This window comes from Burkholderia sp. BKH01 (genome assembly GCF_025685725.1).
GTDB classification, from domain to species: Bacteria; Pseudomonadota; Gammaproteobacteria; order Burkholderiales; family Burkholderiaceae; genus Burkholderia; species Burkholderia pyrrocinia_C.
Genome location: NZ_JAOTQT010000029.1, coordinates 37,175 through 53,189, shown reverse-complemented (window position 1 = coordinate 53,189; position 16,015 = coordinate 37,175). Strand labels below are relative to the sequence as shown.

Sequence of the window (16,015 nt, the reverse complement as noted above, 5' to 3'; positions counted from 1 at the left end):
GTCGCGCGCTGTGATACAGGTCGCGCCAGCCGAGCGGCGGCATGCCGTAGGCGATCACGTGACGGGTGCCCGACCCGATCTTGCGGCCGCGGGGATGAAGGGAGGCGGGGGAGTCGTTCATGGCGTCGCCACTGACGGGAAGCGACGAGCGAAGCGCGGGGGAACCCGAGCGGGAATGCGCGGCGCGACCGAGGCCCGGCGGCCGTTGCTGCACCGCTTCCACGCGTGAACCCCATCCGGCCCGATATCGCGCCGGATTGCGCCTATTATGAAATCTCGGTTCATCGGCCGCGCATGATCCGGCGTTTTGGCAGCCGCGCGCGATCGCGGGTTCGGCAGACAGATCGGCAAACGAGGGAGTCGTCATGGCAGACCCACATGATCCACAGCGCCGTCGCCTGATGCAGGCCGCCGCCGCTGGCGGCCTGCTGGCCGTCGGCGCAAGCTGGTATCGCCGCGCATGCGCGGCCGACGCGGTCACGCTGCCGTTCGAGAACGGGCTGCGCGAGCTGACCCACGACTTTCCGCAAAAGGGCGAAATGCTGCTGGTGCGCGTCCGCCCCCCGCTGCTCGAAACGCCTTTCTCCGTGTTCGATGACGGCGTGTTCACGCCGAACGACCGGTTCTTCGTGCGATGGCACCTCGCCGACATCCCGGCGCGGATCGACGCCGGCGCGTTCCGGCTCGCCGTGCACGGGCTCGTCGACCGCCCGCTCGAACTGAGCCTGCGCGACCTCATGAGCGGCTTTCCGCGCGTCGAAGTCGCCGCCGTCAATCAGTGCGCCGGCAATTCGCGCGGCTTCTTCAAGCCGCGCGTCGCCGGCGGCGAATGGGGCAACGGTGCAATGGGCAACGCGCGCTGGACCGGCGTGCGGCTCAAGGACATCCTCGATCGGGCGGGCGTGAAGGCGGGCGCGGTGCAGGTCCGCTTCGACGGCCTGGACAAGGGCGTGCTGCCCGCCACGCCGGCCTTCATCAAGGCGCTCGACGTCGACCACGCGCGGGACGGCGAAGTGATCGTCGCGTTCGGGATGAACGGGCAGCCGCTACCGCTGCTCAACGGCTTCCCGCTGCGCCTCGTCGTGCCGGGCTGGTATTCGACGTACTGGGTGAAGATGCTGAACGACATCGAGGTCATCGACCGACGCGACGACAATTTCTGGATGGCGAAGGCCTATCAGATTCCCGACACGCCGCACGCGAGCATTCAGCCCGGGCAGGCCGGCGTCAAGACCGTGCCGATCAGCCGGATGGTGCCGCGATCGTTCATCACCAACCTCGACGACGGCGCCGTGATCGCGCTGGACCGGCCGCAGACGGTCCGGGGCATCGCGTTCGGCGGCGACACGGGTGTGCGCAAGGTGCTGTTCTCCCATGATGGCGGCTCGTCCTGGGCGACGGCGCGCCTCGGGAAGGACTACGGCAAGTACAGCCTGCGCCGCTGGGAAGCGCAGTTCACGCCGCACCGCGCCGGACAGGCCGTGTTGCGGGTCAAGGCGATCAACGACGGCGGCGTCGAGCAGCCGGACACGCCGAACTGGAACCCGGCCGGCTACATGCGCAACGTGGTCGAAACAACGAATGTATTCGTCGCGTGAGGAGCCGATCATGATGAAGACGTGTGCCGCGCTCCTGCTCGCAGCGGTGACCTGCGCGGGAAGCACCGCGCTGGCGGAAACGGGCAAGACGGCGCGCGCCGCGCCGACCGGAACGGTCGAGGTCGCGTTGCCCGGCGATACGCAGAAGTTTCCGCCCGGCCCCGGCGCCGATCTCGCGAACCTGCATTGCCTGATCTGCCATTCGGTCGACATGGTGACCCGGCAACCGCCGCTGTCGTTCCAGGAGTGGAAGGCGGAGGTCGTCAAGATGCGCGCGGTCTATGGCGCGCCGCTGCCACCCGAGGCGATCGACGACCTCGCGCGATATCTGACCGCGATCAACGGGAAGCCGTGACGTGTCGCAACGGGCGTCGCACGCGCACGACGGCACCGACGACGTGCCGAGCCGGTCGGCCGCAACGGCGCGCGCGCTGCTGTCGGCGCGGCCCGTCGACGAAGTCGTCCTGCAGCTGCCGCGGCGCTTAGCGCGCGGGGTTCAGCGTCAGGTTCATGTGACGGTTCACATCCTTGTACAGCAGGTAGCGGAAGCGGCCGGGGCCACCCGAATAACATGCCTGCGGGCAGAACGCGCGCAGCCACATGAAGTCGCCCGCTTCCACCTCGACCCAGTCCTGGTTCAGGCGATAGACGGCCTTGCCTTCGAGCACGTACAGGCCGTGTTCCATCACGTGCGTTTCAGCAAACGGAATCACGCCGCCCGGCTCGAACGTCACGATGTTCACGTGCATGTCGTGGCGCATGTCGCTCATGTCGACGAAGCGCGTCGTCACCCACGCGCCGTTGGTGCCCGGCATCGGGATTGGTTCGACATCCTGCTCGTTGGTCACGAAGGCTTCGGGGAGCGGAATGCCGTCGACGGCCTGGTAATGCTTGCGGACCCAGTGGAAGCGCACCGCGGCATCGCTGACGTTGTGCAGCGTCCAGTCCGCACCCGGCGGAATGAATGCGTAGCCGCCCGGCTTCAGCACGTGCTTCGTGCCCTGCAGCGTCAGCTCGGCTTCGCCTTCGACGACGAACAGCACGGCTTCGGCGTTCTTGTCCTGCTCGGGCTTGTCGCTGCCGCCGCCCGGGTTCACTTCGACGATGTACTGCGAGAAGGTTTCGGCGAAACCCGACAGCGGGCGGGCGATCACCCACAGGCGCGTGTTCGTCCAGAACGGCAGCCAGCTCGTGACGATGTCGCGCATCACACCCTTCGGGATCACCGCGTACGCCTCGGTGAACATTGCTCGATCGGTCAGCAGATCGGTCTGCGGCGGGTGGCCGCCGTGCGGCGCGTAATACGTTGTCTTAGACATATGCATCCAGGCAATGGGTTGGTCCGGCCCCGGGCGCAAACGGCATCGGGCGGCACGCATGCGCATGGGGCACGTAGGCGGCGGCGGGACATCGTTGCCGGGGTGGTTTGAAGGCGCATGCGCCTTCGTTCGGTCGGCCAGGCTTCGCGACGGATCCGTCCGGTCGATCGGACACGGCGACCCATGCCGGTGGGTCCGGCGGCCGGGCCGCGGCGCCGCGGTCATGCAGCGAGGCACGGCGCGGTGGACGGCACGGTTCGATTCCGTACGCGGGCATCGCTGACGATAGCGAAGTCGTTCGCAATCGACCAATTAAATGTTGCGATGCTATCCATTCGATTTCCCACTACTCGCCGGCACCTGCGATGCGTGGTGAATCCGCGTGGCGCGGCAGTCTGCGTATCGGGGAAATCCTGACGGCCGCGGCAATGCGAACCTTCGCCGGGACGATGAATGCGGCGCGTCCGGCCGCAGCAACGCCCATTGCGCAACGCAGGTCGCGATACATCCGGTTACGCGGATTGCAGACGGTCGATGCGCGCTCGGGTACGGGCGGCATCGCTCCCGTCGCGAACCTTCGTCAGGCCGGAACGGCTTGACGCGACGAACGCGAACGGAAAGCGGATGGCGTTCGCCGATTCTGCCCGGACGCATTCAGACGCGGCAGGCGGTAGGGTCGGGAAGCGGGGAAATACGGCAAGGAGGGAAATGGCCGGCCCGTCGATCGGGCGTATGGCAGCGGCTGATGAAGCCGGAAAGGTTGCCGGTCTGGCCGGCGATGGCGGCCCGGCAGGCCGCCGGGCCGATTCTCGCGTCGGGTGCCGACGCCGTCGGCGCGACGGCGCGCAGGTCGCGCACCGTGCCGCGCCAGCGGCGATCAGTCCCAGTCGCGGTGGTGATGATGCTTGTGGCGACGATAGCCGCGATCGCCGCGATAACCGCGATCGCCGTAATCGCGCTCGTACGAGCTGCGCGACATGTTGCCGCCAAGCGCCGCGCCCGCGCCGCCGCCGACCGCCGCGCCCAGCAGGCCGCCCGTGCGGCCGCCCATCGCGTTGCCTGCCGCGGTACCTGCACCGCCGCCGAGTGCGCCGCCGATGATCGCGCCGGTGCGCTCGCGACGGTTCGACGTCACCGCACCACCCGCGCCGCCGCCGATGGCGCCGCCGATTACCGAGCCGGTGCTGCCGCCGACCGCGCCGCCGACCGCTGCGCCGGCGACCCCGCCGAGCGCGCCGCCAAGCGCGTTGTTCAAGTCACCGGCCAATGCCGGCAGTGCAGTCGTGCCGGTCAGCGCGGCGACGACGAGAGCGGGGGCGATTTTCTTCCACATTCCCGTATTCTTCCTTGTTCGCAATCTGGTTATCGAAGGTCCGCTCGGTACGACGATCTGAATCGATCGACGTCGGATCAGGCATTGTGCCGCCCCCCGGACCAATTCATTTCAATGAGCTTGCGGCGAAGAATAGCACCGGTCCCACACCCTTGCCGTGGACATTCTGGTAACAAGTTGTTTGCGAATAACGGACCTCGAACGCGCTCCTCGAAATCGCCCGAAACCCTTGCCGGCGTTAGCTTCGGCAAGGGTCGAGCCGTGCGGAACGGCAGGTCGGCCACGCGCAACGTCGCACGTTCGAGACACACGTGGCAACACATCGGACACGTGTCGTGAGCGCGCGCCGAAACGACGGTCCGGGATGGGATGAGGGGTCAGTACACGCCGGGCAGCAGCCGCCAGGTCCGCGCGCAATACGCGTCGTATTCGGCGCCGAATTGCGAACGCAGCAGCGCTTCCTCTGAGCGGATGCGCGCGACGAGCGGCACCGTCATCAGCGCGACCAGCAGCACGCCAACGCTCGAGCGGAACGCGAGCGCCCAGCCGGCCGAATTGACGAGCAGGCCGAGATAGCTCGGATTGCGGATGCGGCGGTAGATGCCGTCGGTCACGAGCGTATGGCCCGGCTGGATCGCGACGAGCCCGCTGAAGCGCTTGCCGAGCACGAACACGGGCCAGATGCGCAGCGCCCCGCCCGCGATGTACAGCGCGACGCCAAACCATCGCACCGTATCGCCGCCGAAGGTCCAGACATCGAGCCGGTCGGTCAGCGCGGGCAGATACGCGAGCAGCAAGCCGCTCACCGCGAATGCCGCGAGCACCCAGCGGTTATCGCGGCTCTCGCGCTCGCCGGCGCTCAGGTTGCCTTCGGTGAACATCGCGACGACGGCCATCGCGAGCGTCGCGACGACGACGGCGATCAGCGGCGGATGCGAGAAAAAGGCGGCGAACCCGCCGAAACCGAGCACGGCGAGCCCGAGATAGACGAGCGTGGATACGCCCGACAGCACAGCGACCTTGCGTGTGACGGGCATGGTTGCCTCACTGGAGATGCGCTTTCCTGTGAAGTATAGGAACCGCACGCACGATGCGCAGCGCGCCGTCGTCATGCGGCGCTCGAATCCGCGCGAATCGTCCGGTGAAGGCAGCGGACCGGTGCGGGCAAGGCCCGCGCCGGGTGCGCGGTCAGCGGATGCGGAAGTTGCCGCCGATCCCGACGCTGACGGGCGGCGCGTAATACGCCGGCGCGTAGCCGTAGTAGGCCGGCGCGGGCGCATAACCGTACGGCGGCGCGACGTAGCAGCCGGACAGGCCGCCGATCAGGGCAAGCGTGATGAAAAGTCTGGACATGGCTCGATTCCCGGCGCGAAAGACGAATGACACCTTGCGAAGACCACGCCGCCGCGGGAGGCGGCGGCCGGCACGAAGAGGCGATCCGCTCTTCCTGTCGCTCGATGAAGTAATGCGCGGAGTCTAGCGCGCGGCTTGCCGGAACGAGTTTCGCGCGCGGTTACACGTGTTACCTCACGTGACCGCCGAAACGGGCGATGGCGGTGGGGCGGCCGGCCGGTCTCAGCCGCCGTGCCGCACCGCGCCGCCTGCCGTCGATTCGTTATACGAAACGCGCGCGAATGCGCTGCGCGATCGATTCGAGCGTTGCCGCGTCGGCGATGTCGCGCGCATGCATCCGCAACTCGGCGCCTTCCCAGCGCGGGATCACGTGGAAGTGCACATGCGGGACCGTCTGGCCCGCCGCCGCGCCGTTGAACTGGCCGATGAACACGCCGTCCGGCTCGAGCGCCGCGCGCACCGCCGCCGCGATGCGCTGCGTCATCCGGATACCGGCCGCGGCCGCGTCGCCGGACAGCTCGAAGATCTGCGCGGCCGGCTCCTTCGGGATCACGAGCACGTGACCGTCGGCCTGCGGCATCAGATCCATGATCGCGAGAGTCGCGTCGTCTTCCGCGACCTTCACGCACGGCAGTTCGCCGCGCAGGATTCTGGCGAACGGGTTGTTGTTGTCATAGGACATGGTGTTTTCCGATTACGGTTGGATTGGATGAGCGTTCGATGCCCGACGATTATCGGCCGACGGCAGCCGATATTTCAACTTGTCAGGTCGTGTCGACATTGCAGCGAACAATCGATGCCGGCGCGCATGCAACGTGCGTAACCGGATGGAATAAGCAGCCGCCGCCATCCGTTTATTTCGAGCGCGGGTTCGCGCGGCAAGATCGCGAACCCGTGCCGGACACCCGTCGGCTGCGCTGGCCGGCAGCCGGGATGACTGCTCGCGTTCATCAACCGGAGTCATGCCATGGACCCTCTCCCCACCTGTCGTTCCCCCGCCCCGCCCTTCTTCGCCGCGCACCCGCCGGCGTTCGCGCGCGCGTCGCACGTGATCGCGCGCACGTTACGCCGTGCGGCGTGCGCAGCCGGGCTGGCCGCCTTGTCGTCGACGTTCGCGTGGGCCGGCGGCAACGACATCATCCTGCCGCCTTCGTCGGTCACCGCATCGACCGTACCCGCCAACGGCGATCTCAATCCGTACGGCATCGCGTTCGTGCCGCGCGGCGTGCCGACCTGGAGCCCGTTGAAACCGGGTGACGTCGTCGTGTCGAACTTCAATGCGGCGTCGAACCTGCAAGGCACCGGCACGACGATCGTGAAGCTGTCGCCCGGCAATACGCCGGCGACGTTCTTCCACGGCAGCAACGTGGGCCTGACGACCGCGCTCACGGTGCTGCGCAGCGGCTTCGTGCTGGTCGGCAACGTGCCGACGCCGGACGGCAAGACCGTGGTCGCGCCGGGCTCGCTGCTCGTCATCAATCCGGCGGGCAATCTCGTCACGCAACTGGTCAGCGCCACGCTGCTCGACGGGCCGTGGGACATGACCGTGATCGATCGCGGCCAGCGCGTGACCGCGTTCGTGTCGAACGTACTGAACGGCACGGTCGCACGGATCGAACTGGCGATCGGCAACGACGGCGTCACGATGCTGCCGGGCTCGCGCATCATCGCGTCGGGCTACGTGAACCGGAGCGATCCCAACGCGCTCGTCGTCGGCCCGACCGGCCTTGCGTACGACCCGAACATCGACGTCCTGTATGTCGCGTCCACCGGCGACAACGCGGTGTTCGCGATCCAGAACGCCGCGTCGACGAATCGCAACGGCGGCGTCGGGCGGATGATCTACTTCGACACGAAGCACCTGCACGGCCCGCTCGCGCTGGCGCTCGCGCCGAACGGCCATCTCGTGACCGCGAACGGCGACGCAGTCAATCCGGACCCGCTGCAACCGAGCGAGATCGTCGAATTCACGGTGAACGGGCGCTTTGTCGCGCAGATGCAGGTCGATACCGCGCCGGGCTCGGCATTCGGCCTTGCGTTCGGGCTAGGCAGCAAAGGCCAGCTGCAATTCGCGGCCGTCGACGACAACACGAATACCGCGACGGTCTGGACACTGCGTCAGGACAACGACAACAACGCGCAATGACGCACCACGTGGACGGGCCCCATGCGGCCCGTTCACATGCGCGATCGACACATACGATTCACACACGGCGGGCAACCTCCGCCCGACCGACGCCACCTGGCGTCGCAAGCACCCGCGATTGCCACCGCTCGCCCGAACCTGCGACACTGCCGGTTCATCGCCCGCCCGCAGACAACCGAGGACGCTCGCGCATGACGACACCCATCAAGACGTTGATCCGACGGGGCGCCGCCCTCGTGTTGCTGGCCGCGGCCGGCTATGCCGGATACATGCTGTCGCGGCTCGCGCCGATCGCCACCGGCTACGCCGCCAAGGCGCTGTGTTCCGGCGTGTTCGTGTCGGGCCGCCCGGCCGCGTCCGTGATCGACGTCGACATCATGGCCGGCGTGCATCCGCTGCTGAAACTGGTGCGTCCGTCGCTCGATCCCGACCATCATCGCGCTGTGGCAACCTTCGCCGGCTTCGCCGGGCGCGAAGCCGACTTCCGGCCCGGGCTCGGCTGCACGCTCGCGCTCGGACCGTCGTCCGCCGCACTGCCGGCCGCGTTGCCGCTTCTCGCCGATCCGCCGCCCGCGCAGCCGGCACCCGCCGCGCCGCCCGCCGGCATCGACGCGCACCGGCTGCAGACCGCGCTCGACCGCGCATTCGACGAACCCGATCCGGTGCGGCCGCGGCGCACGCGCGCGGTCGTCGTGATGTGGCGCGGCCAGGTGATCGCCGAACGTTATGCACCCGGCTTCACGGCCGACACGCCGCTGCCCGGCTGGTCGATGACGAAGACCGTGACGGCCGCGCTGGTCGGCATGCTCGTCGCGCAGCACAAGCTGTCGCCCGATGCGTCGGCGCTGCTGCCCGAATGGCGCGCCAGCGGCGACCCGCGCGCGGCCATCACGCTCGACGAGCTGCTGCGGATGACGAGTGGCCTGCAATTCAACGAGGACTACGACGACCCGCTGTCCGATGTCGCCGTGATGCTGTTCACGCAGCCCGATACCGCGCGGTTCGCGTCGGCGAAACCGCTCGCTTCGACACCCGGCAAGCAGTGGTACTACTCGAGCGGCACGAGCGCGATCGTCGCTCGCGTGATACGCGAAGCGATGGGCGGCAGCGACGCTGACTACCTCGCGTTTCCGCGCCGCGCGCTGTTCGCGCCGCTCGGGATGCGCAGCGCGGTGTTCGAGCCCGATGCGTCCGGCACGCTCGGCAGCTCGTCGTACATGTATGCGAGCGCGCGCGACTGGGCGCGCTTCGGGCAGCTTCTGCTGCAGGACGGCGAGTGGAACGGGCAGCGGCTGCTGCCGGAAGGCTGGGTGCGCTACCTGACGCGCGCGACGCCGCAGTCGGCGCGCCAGGAATTCGGCGCGCATCTGTGGGTCAAGGTGCCGGAGCCGTTCAACGATCGCAATCCGCATGCGGCCGCGATGCCGGCCGACGCGTTTCATGCGGTCGGCCATGAAGGCCAGTTCGTCAGCGTGGTGCCGAGCCGTCAGCTGGTGGTCGTGCGGCTCGGGCTATCGCGGCCGGAATCCGCGTGGAACCACGAGGCGTTTCTCGCGCGCGTGCTCGACGCGGTGCCGGCGCCCGGCGCGTGACGACAGGCCGGCGGGCCCGGGGCCCGTGCATGCCGGTGGCGACGCGGCCACGATTGCAACGCCGCCGCGCCGCGCGCTACCTGTGATGCGTCACGGATTCGCGCTACCGGCGTAGGTCTTGAAGCCTTCGCGCGTCGCGAGACGCTCGATATAGCGCGACACCGCCGGGAAATCCGGATGCTCGAACGGCGTGCCGAACCAGCGGTTCACCGACAGGCCGATCGGAATGTCCGCGAGCGTGAAAGTGCCGCCGGCCACGAACGCACCGGTCGATTCGAGCTGCGCGTTCAGCACGCGCATGTGTTTCGTCCAGCCCGCGATCGACTGCGCGATGCCGTCCGGATCCTGATGATCGGGCGATTTCCGCACGAGGCCGAGGAACGCGCCGACCCACGAGCGGTTCAGGTCCGCGCCCTGCCAATCGATCCATTGATCGACCCGCGCGCGCGCCCGCGGCTCGGCCGGATAAAGCGCGTCGCCGCCATAGCGGTTTGCGAGGTAGCGGATGATCGTGTTCGATTCCCAGAGCACGAAATCGTCGTCCTTGATGACGGGCACGAGCGCGTTCGGATTCAGCGCGAGATAGGCCGGATCGTTGGTCGTGCGGAAACCCGCGCCCCAGTCTTCCTGCTCGAACGGGAGGTTCAGCTCGGTGCACAGCCACAGCACCTTGCGGACGTTGATGGACGGGATCTTGCCGAGGATGTGCAGCATGCAGTCTCCTTGTGAGGTCGGATGCGGAGCGTTCGGGACGCACGACACGTCCCGAACGCGTTCACGCCGAATTTATACACGACGTTACGGGAAACGGCAGGCCGGACGCGCAAAATCGGCGTGCGGCCGATTCGTCAGGTCACGCAGCGCGCGCTCGGCGGTCGGGAACGTGAACATGAATCCGTCCTGATGCAGCCGGGCCGGCATCACCCGCTGCCCGTCCAGCAGCAGCTCGGCCATCTCGCCCATCGCGCAGCGCAGCGGCGCGGCCGGCACGTGCAGCCATGCGGGGCGGCGCAGCACCTTCGTCACGACCTGCACGAACTCGCGCTGGGTAAATGCACCGGGCGCCACCGCGTTGTAAACGCCGTGCATGTCCGCGTTCGACATCGCGCGCGCGATGATCCGCAGCACGTCGTCCCGGTGAATCCAGCTCATGACCTGCGCGCCGTCGCCGAAGCGTCCGCCCATCCCGAAGTAATGCGGCAGCAGCATCGGGCGCAACGCGCCGCCGGGGCCGAACACGACGCCCAGCCGCAGCACCACCGCGCGCACCCGATGGCGCTCGAGCGGCTGCGCGGACAACTCCCACTGCCGGCACAGCTCGGACATGAAGCCGGTGCCGGCGCTGCTGCGCTCGTCGAGCCGCTCGTCGGCCGGCCGTACGCCGTAATAGCCGATCGCGGATGCCTGGATCCATGCGCGCGGCTTGACCTCGGCGGTCTCGACCCAGCGCATCAGCGACTGCGTGACGCCGACGCGGCTGGCGAGCAGCAGCGCCTGCCGGCGCTTGCTCCAGCGTGCGCCCAGCACCGGCGCCCCCGCGAGATTGACGACCGTATCGAAGCGCTCGTGCGGCTGCAACTGTTCGACGGACGTCACGCTGCGCACGCGGCCCTGGAACTGGTAGGCCGCGCGCAGCGGATCGCGCGTCAGCAACGTGACCGTGTGCCCCGCATCGAGCAATTGGTTCACGAGGGTTTCGCCGATAAAGCCGGTCCCGCCGGTGACGAGCACGTTGCCCGGCGGCTGTCCCGCGAACGGATTGGCGACCGGAGCGTGTCGCGCGATCCGGCAGGCGGCAATCCCGTCGCGGATACCCGATACCGTCACGCCGACGGCGAACAGGCTGAGCAGCCAGCCGCGCCAGCCGAGATCGATCGCGCGCAGCGCGGTCGGTTCGTGCGTCCAGGCAGCTAGTTGCATCGCGAGCATCCCGAACAGCGCGCCTCCGTTGACGGCCAGCAGCGTGTGCAGCACGCGCTCGCTCGCCGGCAGCTTGCGGCTTTGGTCCTCGACGACGAAATCCCACAACGTCAGCACCACTTCGACGAGCACCACCGCCGCGATCGCCGCGACCCAGGCGCCGTGAAACGCGACGTTCGCGATCGATGCGAACACGAGGCCGTAGAGCACGGAACGCACCGCATGAATCGCCAGCTCGAGCCGCGCGCGCGGGCTGTGCGGCAGGTCCTGCGTGAGTTCGTGGTGATAAAGCGTATCGAATGCGCCCATCGCGCCCTGCACGATCAGCAGGTTGAGCGCCCAGTCGAAGGCAGGCAAGGTGTTCATACGGTATCCCTCGTCAACAGCCAGACAAGCGGCGGAACCATCGCGACGAGTGCGGCCGCGTCGATCGCCACGTGGCCCCATACACGGGCCTGCAATGAAAACAGCATGTCCTGCGGCGCCCATATCAGCAGGCCGGCCAGCAGCCATCCCCACACTTCCCGGTTGCGCAACCGGTTACCGAGGTGGACGAGCGCGAGCATCCAGACCGACGCGCACTGCACCGTCGCGCCGATCAGCGACATCCACCATATCTGCTGGGCACGCGCCGGTTCCGGTGCCGCACCGGCCCAGAAATGCAGCTCGATGCCGCGGTGATACGCATCGACGAACGGTGCACCGGCGAGCCACGGAACGGCCATGCCGACGAGCAGGTGGACGATCGCCGCTCCATACATCCAGCTCACGACGATGCGGCGCGCGTTGTCGGGCGCAGGGCGAGATGCAACGCGTCCTGCATCGTCGCCGATGGTCGGCATCACTTCATTGACGTTCATGATCTGCACTCCTTCCTTTATCGAAAACATCATGAATCGATCGATCCACGGTTTTCAGACACGACGCACTTACGCCGGCTTGAGCACCATCAGGAAGTAGACGGACAGCATCGCGAAGAACGCCGGATAACCGAGCAGTTCCCAGCGCTTCGCATAGCGCCAGTAGCGTTCCGGCAATGCGGCGTCGCCGTTCACGTGAGCGAGCTTCGCCATCGCGGCGAGTTCGACCTGCAGCCACACGACCGGCAGCCAGCACGCGCCGGCGATCGCATACAGCACGATCGACGCGACGAGCCACGGTGTATGCCACGGCCAGCCGGCGATATGTGCGAGCCACAATCCGGACGCCGGCTGGAAGATCACGGCCGGTGTCGTGAACCACCAGTCCGCGCGCACCACGAGCCGCGACACTGCCGCGATCGCGGGCACCGAGCGCGTGCGGTTCGCGAAAAACAGGTAGAACGCGGTGCCGAACCCCGTGCCGACCAGCAGCACCGAGGACAGGATATGCAGCGCCTTGACGACGAGATAGGTATTCATGCGTGTTCTTCTTCTGAAAACAGGATCAACAGGATCGCGAGAATCGGTACGTTCTTGAGCACGGGGCCGAACGGTTCGGCCAGCAGGCCCGGCATCGTGACCGCGATGACGGCCGAATACGCGACGATCAGCGCGGCTTGCGCGGCCCACAGGCGGCGCGACGGCGCGGCGACGGTCGCGATGCCGAACGCGAAATCCAGCGCGCTTGCCGCATAGAGCGCGACCAGCGCGGGCAGCCCCGTCAGGTGCGCATGCGCGAGCAATGCGAGGTTCGCGCGCAGCGGATGAATGAACGCGCTTGCGATGGCCGTCCAGATCCACACGATCGCGAGTGCACCCAGCAGCAACGGGCGCCGCCACATCGCGAGCGCGTCGCGACGCAGCGCGGCCGCGTCCGCGCCGATGAAACCGCCGATGCCGCGCGGCGGCCGGCCGAGCACGACCGTGGTGGCCGCCGGATCGCCGGTGTTTCCGCCGCGCAGCATCGTCCACGTGTCGCGCGTCAACATTGCGCCCGGCAGCAAGCCGAGCAGCGCAGCCGCCGCGCCGACCAGCGGGCCCGGCAGCGTCACGCCGGCGGCCGGCGGAAACCCCATCGCGGCGCGGTAGCGGGCCAGCATCTCGCGGTATTCGACCTCGTCGTTGCCGACCACGTCGATCACCGCGCTGCCGTCCGCCGACGAATCGAACGACTGCGCGACGAGCCGCGCGACCAGCTCGGCGAGGTCGTCGACGTGCACGGGGCGCAGCCGCTGACGGCCGCCCGCCGGCAGTACGTGCACGGGCAGGCTCGCGAGCATCCGGAAAAACCGCGCCGACGTGCCGGCCGCGCCGTAGACGAGCGCGGGTCGCACGATCCGGAAGTCGATCGGCAGCGTCTGCAGGAAGCGGTCGGCTGCGTGCTTGCTCGCGAAGTACCGCGTACCGCCGCGCTCGACGCCGAGCGCCGAGATCTGGATCACGCGCCGCACGCGCGCACGACAGCACGCGGTGAAGAGCGCGCACGGCGCGGCGCGATGCACGGCGTCGAGCGTCGCGCCGCGTCGATCGGCGAGGATGCCGACCGCATTGATCACCACGTCGACGCCCTCCAGCCGCGCCAGCCACGCGTCGGGATCGACGTCCTTCGCGAAGTCGATCGCGACGTCGCGCGGGCCGGCCGCATCGCGCACGCCGCGCAGCACGCGATGGCCGCCGGCTTCGAGCTGCGCGCACAGTGCCCGCCCGATGAAGCCGTTCGCGCCGCAGACGAGGACGGTCATGCTGCGTTCCCCGGTGCGGCCGCTCTGGCCGGTCGACGGCAAGACTGCGTTCATCTCCACCTCTCTTTACAGTTATTTCTGTATAGACAGAAATATCAACTCCGAAAAAAGCGGGCTGCCTGCCCGCACTTCCGTTACCGTTTACTTCGACGACTTGCGCCTGACCGTCTGGCTGATCTTCGCGCCGATGCCGAGCGCCTTCATCAGCGTATCGGGCTTGAGCCGCAGCATCTCGTCCGACCAGGTCGTCAGCGTCTCGACGAACTGCAGCGTGTCGCGGATGCGCTGTTCGGTCTCGCGGCTCTCGTTGGCGATCTCCGGGCTCGTCAGGCAATCGCGCAGCACCGTGAGCGTCGGCTCGATCTCGCGCTGCCGCCGCCCTTCGACGATCAGCTTGAACAGTTCCCAGATGTCGGTCGACGTCTCGAAATGGTCGCGGCGATCGCCCAGCACATGCACGACCTTCGCGAGCCGCCACGCCTGCAGTTCCTTCAGGCTCGTGCTGACGTTGGAGCGCGCGACGTTGAGCGTCTCGGCAATCTCGTCGGCCGCGACCGGCCGGCCGGCCAGGTAGAGCAGCGCGTGAATCTGCGAGACGGTTCGGTTGACGCCCCACCGCGAGCCCATTTCGCCCCAGTGGAGAATGAATCGTTCGGCAATCGGTGTGAGTTCCATGTCGGGAAATTTATTCATTTCAGTTATTTCTGTCAAGAGAGAAATAACTGAACGATCCGGCACCTTCCGGCCGCGCCCGCCCGCGATCGGCCGCTTCCTTTACAATGCGCGGGATTTTTCCGATTTCAGGCCGTTTCCGCCTTTCTGACAAGAGGATTCCATGATCATCAAACCGCGCGTGCGTGGCTTCATCTGCGTGACGACTCATCCCGTCGGCTGCGAAGCCAACGTCAAGGAACAGATCGACTACGTGACTTCGCACGGCCCGATCGCCAACGGCCCGAAGAAGGTGCTCGTGATCGGCGCGTCGACCGGCTACGGCCTCGCCGCCCGGATCTCGGCCGCATTCGGCTCGGGCGCGGACACGCTCGGCGTGTTCTTCGAGCGCGCCGGCAGCGAATCGAAGCCCGGCACGGCCGGCTGGTACAACAGCGCCGCGTTCGAGAAATTCGCCGCCGAAAAGGGGCTCCATGCGCGCAGCATCAACGGCGACGCGTTCTCCGACAAGGTCAAGCAGGTCACGATCGACACCATCAAGCAGGATCTCGGCAAGGTCGATCTCGTCGTCTACAGCCTCGCGGCCCCGCGCCGCACGCACCCGAAGACGGGCGAAACGATCAGCTCGACGCTCAAGCCGATCGGCAAATCGGTGTCGTTCCGCGGGATCAATACCGACAAGGAAGTGATCCAGGAGACCGTGCTCGAGGCCGCCACGCAGGAAGAGATCGACGGCACCGTCGCCGTGATGGGCGGCGAGGACTGGCAGATGTGGATCGACGCGCTGGATGAAGCCGGCGTGCTGGCCGACGGCGCGAAGACGACCGCGTTCACGTATCTCGGCGAGCAGATCACGCACGACATCTACTGGAACGGCTCGATCGGCGAAGCGAAGAAGGATCTCGACAAGAAGGTGCTGTCGATCCGCGAAAAGCTGGCCGCGCACGGCGGCGACGCACGCGTGTCGGTGCTGAAGGCCGTCGTCACGCAGGCCAGCTCGGCAATCCCGATGATGCCGCTGTACCTGTCGCTGCTGTTCAAGGTGATGAAGGAAACCGGCACGCACGAAGGCTGCATCGAGCAGGTGTACGGGCTCCTCAAGGACAGCCTGTACGGCACGGCGCCGCACCTCGACGAAGAAGGCCGGCTGCGCGCGGACTACAAGGAGCTCGATCCGCAGGTGCAGGCGAAGGTCGTCGCGCTGTGGGACCAGGTGACGAACGAGAACCTGTACGAGCTGACCGACTTCGCCGGCTACAAGACCGACTTCCTGCGGCTGTTCGGCTTCGAGATCGCCGGCGTCGACTACGACGCGGACGTGAACCCGGACGTGAAGATCCCGGGCATCATCGACACCACGGCCTGACGGCCCAAGGGCCGAGCCCGCCGCGCGCGAACGCGGGCGGCGGGCAGTGCCTCC

15 protein-coding genes and 2 pseudogenes are annotated in these 16,015 nt (G+C 67.7%); 5 read left to right on the top strand and 12 right to left on the bottom strand.

What is annotated here, in order from left to right:
* Positions 1–4 precede the first annotated feature (4 nt).
* A pseudogene (locus OEJ37_RS29855) lies at positions 5–121 on the bottom strand (Inward rectifier potassium channel); the annotation flags it as partial.
* A 244-nt stretch (positions 122–365) separates the two neighbouring features.
* Here OEJ37_RS29855 and OEJ37_RS29850 point away from each other — a divergent pair.
* Complete coding sequence (locus tag OEJ37_RS29850) at positions 366–1,598, top strand: molybdopterin-dependent oxidoreductase (RefSeq protein ID WP_263348155.1); 1,233 nt, start codon at positions 366–368, stop codon at positions 1,596–1,598.
* Positions 1,599–1,608: 10 nt separating this feature from the next.
* A complete protein-coding gene (locus OEJ37_RS29845; protein WP_174419156.1) occupies positions 1,609–1,953 on the top strand; it encodes a cytochrome c in 345 nt (114 codons plus the stop codon).
* 127 nt (positions 1,954–2,080) lie between these two features.
* Here the strand turns inward: OEJ37_RS29845 and OEJ37_RS29840 are convergent, their stop codons facing one another.
* The 5 genes from OEJ37_RS29840 to OEJ37_RS29820 form a co-directional block, all read right to left on the bottom strand.
* A complete protein-coding gene (locus tag OEJ37_RS29840; RefSeq protein ID WP_048023509.1) occupies positions 2,081–2,917 on the bottom strand; it encodes a bifunctional allantoicase/(S)-ureidoglycine aminohydrolase in 837 nt (278 codons plus the stop codon).
* A gap of 877 nt (positions 2,918–3,794) precedes the next feature.
* Positions 3,795–4,250, bottom strand: coding sequence for a hypothetical protein (locus OEJ37_RS29835; RefSeq protein WP_034181694.1), 456 nt, complete (start codon positions 4,248–4,250; stop codon positions 3,795–3,797).
* 377 nt (positions 4,251–4,627) lie between these two features.
* Positions 4,628–5,287: a methyltransferase family protein gene (locus OEJ37_RS29830; protein ID WP_175917104.1), complete on the bottom strand. Its 660-nt coding sequence runs from the start codon at positions 5,285–5,287 to the stop codon at positions 4,628–4,630.
* A gap of 151 nt (positions 5,288–5,438) precedes the next feature.
* Positions 5,439–5,603 carry a hypothetical protein gene (locus tag OEJ37_RS29825; RefSeq protein WP_174419159.1) on the bottom strand — a complete coding sequence of 55 codons (165 nt, stop codon included), beginning with the start codon at positions 5,601–5,603 and terminating at the stop codon, positions 5,439–5,441.
* Between the two features lie 262 nt (positions 5,604–5,865).
* The gene (locus OEJ37_RS29820; RefSeq protein WP_174419160.1) at positions 5,866–6,285 is read right to left on the bottom strand and encodes an HIT family protein; all 420 of its coding nucleotides are present in this window, start codon (positions 6,283–6,285) and stop codon (positions 5,866–5,868) included.
* Positions 6,286–6,570: 285 nt separating this feature from the next.
* Here OEJ37_RS29820 and OEJ37_RS29815 point away from each other — a divergent pair, with 285 nt between their 5' ends.
* Positions 6,571–7,749, top strand: a complete 1,179-nt coding sequence (locus OEJ37_RS29815; RefSeq protein ID WP_263348146.1) for a hypothetical protein — start codon at positions 6,571–6,573, stop codon at positions 7,747–7,749.
* A gap of 191 nt (positions 7,750–7,940) precedes the next feature.
* Positions 7,941–9,341, top strand: coding sequence for a serine hydrolase domain-containing protein (locus OEJ37_RS29810; protein ID WP_263348143.1), 1,401 nt, complete (start codon positions 7,941–7,943; stop codon positions 9,339–9,341).
* Positions 9,342–9,431: 90 nt separating this feature from the next.
* On the opposite strand, the gene OEJ37_RS29805 is transcribed toward OEJ37_RS29810, so the two are convergent.
* The 6 genes and pseudogenes from OEJ37_RS29805 to OEJ37_RS29780 all read right to left on the bottom strand — a co-directional run bounded on the left by OEJ37_RS29805 (position 9,432) and on the right by OEJ37_RS29780 (position 14,598).
* Positions 9,432–10,055, bottom strand: a complete 624-nt coding sequence (locus tag OEJ37_RS29805) for a glutathione S-transferase family protein (RefSeq protein ID WP_174419163.1) — start codon at positions 10,053–10,055, stop codon at positions 9,432–9,434.
* 84 nt (positions 10,056–10,139) lie between these two features.
* Positions 10,140–11,627, bottom strand: a complete 1,488-nt coding sequence (locus OEJ37_RS29800; protein ID WP_263348140.1) for a TIGR01777 family oxidoreductase — start codon at positions 11,625–11,627, stop codon at positions 10,140–10,142.
* Positions 11,624–12,070: pseudogene (locus tag OEJ37_RS29795) on the bottom strand (DUF393 domain-containing protein); the annotation flags it as partial. The gene OEJ37_RS29800 and the pseudogene OEJ37_RS29795, both read right to left, overlap by 4 nt.
* Positions 12,071–12,190: 120 nt before the next feature.
* Positions 12,191–12,661: a DUF2269 family protein gene (locus OEJ37_RS29790; RefSeq protein ID WP_263348137.1), complete on the bottom strand. Its 471-nt coding sequence runs from the start codon at positions 12,659–12,661 to the stop codon at positions 12,191–12,193.
* The gene (locus tag OEJ37_RS29785; protein WP_263348136.1) at positions 12,658–13,977 is read right to left on the bottom strand and encodes an SDR family oxidoreductase; all 1,320 of its coding nucleotides are present in this window, start codon (positions 13,975–13,977) and stop codon (positions 12,658–12,660) included. Before OEJ37_RS29785 ends, OEJ37_RS29790 begins: the two co-directional genes overlap by 4 nt.
* 87 nt (positions 13,978–14,064) lie before the next feature.
* Positions 14,065–14,598: a GbsR/MarR family transcriptional regulator gene (locus OEJ37_RS29780; protein ID WP_047902276.1), complete on the bottom strand. Its 534-nt coding sequence runs from the start codon at positions 14,596–14,598 to the stop codon at positions 14,065–14,067.
* Positions 14,599–14,758: 160 nt separating this feature from the next.
* Between OEJ37_RS29780 and fabV the strand changes: the two genes are divergently transcribed.
* Positions 14,759–15,961 (top strand): enoyl-ACP reductase FabV, encoded by a 1,203-nt coding sequence (fabV, locus tag OEJ37_RS29775; RefSeq protein ID WP_174419167.1) that lies wholly within the window; start codon positions 14,759–14,761, stop codon positions 15,959–15,961.
* The last annotated feature ends 54 nt before the right edge of the window (positions 15,962–16,015 follow it).

What these genes read in the sequence shown, in the direction of transcription:
- OEJ37_RS29800 (WP_263348140.1), bottom strand. Translation starts at nt 11,627, where the DNA reads ATGAACACCTTGCCTGCCTTCGACTGGGCGCTCAACCTGCTGATCGTG.
- OEJ37_RS29785 (WP_263348136.1), bottom strand. Translation starts at nt 13,977, where the DNA reads ATGAACGCAGTCTTGCCGTCGACCGGCCAGAGCGGCCGCACCGGGGAA.
- OEJ37_RS29850 (WP_263348155.1), top strand. Translation starts at nt 366, where the DNA reads ATGGCAGACCCACATGATCCACAGCGCCGTCGCCTGATGCAGGCCGCC.
- OEJ37_RS29820 (WP_174419160.1), bottom strand. Translation starts at nt 6,285, where the DNA reads ATGTCCTATGACAACAACAACCCGTTCGCCAGAATCCTGCGCGGCGAA.
- OEJ37_RS29845 (WP_174419156.1), top strand. Translation starts at nt 1,609, where the DNA reads ATGATGAAGACGTGTGCCGCGCTCCTGCTCGCAGCGGTGACCTGCGCG.
- OEJ37_RS29840 (WP_048023509.1), bottom strand. Translation starts at nt 2,917, where the DNA reads ATGTCTAAGACAACGTATTACGCGCCGCACGGCGGCCACCCGCCGCAG.
- OEJ37_RS29825 (WP_174419159.1), bottom strand. Translation starts at nt 5,603, where the DNA reads ATGTCCAGACTTTTCATCACGCTTGCCCTGATCGGCGGCCTGTCCGGC.
- OEJ37_RS29780 (WP_047902276.1), bottom strand. Translation starts at nt 14,598, where the DNA reads ATGGAACTCACACCGATTGCCGAACGATTCATTCTCCACTGGGGCGAA.
- OEJ37_RS29810 (WP_263348143.1), top strand. Translation starts at nt 7,941, where the DNA reads ATGACGACACCCATCAAGACGTTGATCCGACGGGGCGCCGCCCTCGTG.
- OEJ37_RS29815 (WP_263348146.1), top strand. Translation starts at nt 6,571, where the DNA reads ATGGACCCTCTCCCCACCTGTCGTTCCCCCGCCCCGCCCTTCTTCGCC.
- OEJ37_RS29790 (WP_263348137.1), bottom strand. Translation starts at nt 12,661, where the DNA reads ATGAATACCTATCTCGTCGTCAAGGCGCTGCATATCCTGTCCTCGGTG.
- OEJ37_RS29805 (WP_174419163.1), bottom strand. Translation starts at nt 10,055, where the DNA reads ATGCTGCACATCCTCGGCAAGATCCCGTCCATCAACGTCCGCAAGGTG.
- OEJ37_RS29835 (WP_034181694.1), bottom strand. Translation starts at nt 4,250, where the DNA reads ATGTGGAAGAAAATCGCCCCCGCTCTCGTCGTCGCCGCGCTGACCGGC.
- fabV (WP_174419167.1), top strand. Translation starts at nt 14,759, where the DNA reads ATGATCATCAAACCGCGCGTGCGTGGCTTCATCTGCGTGACGACTCAT.
- OEJ37_RS29830 (WP_175917104.1), bottom strand. Translation starts at nt 5,287, where the DNA reads ATGCCCGTCACACGCAAGGTCGCTGTGCTGTCGGGCGTATCCACGCTC.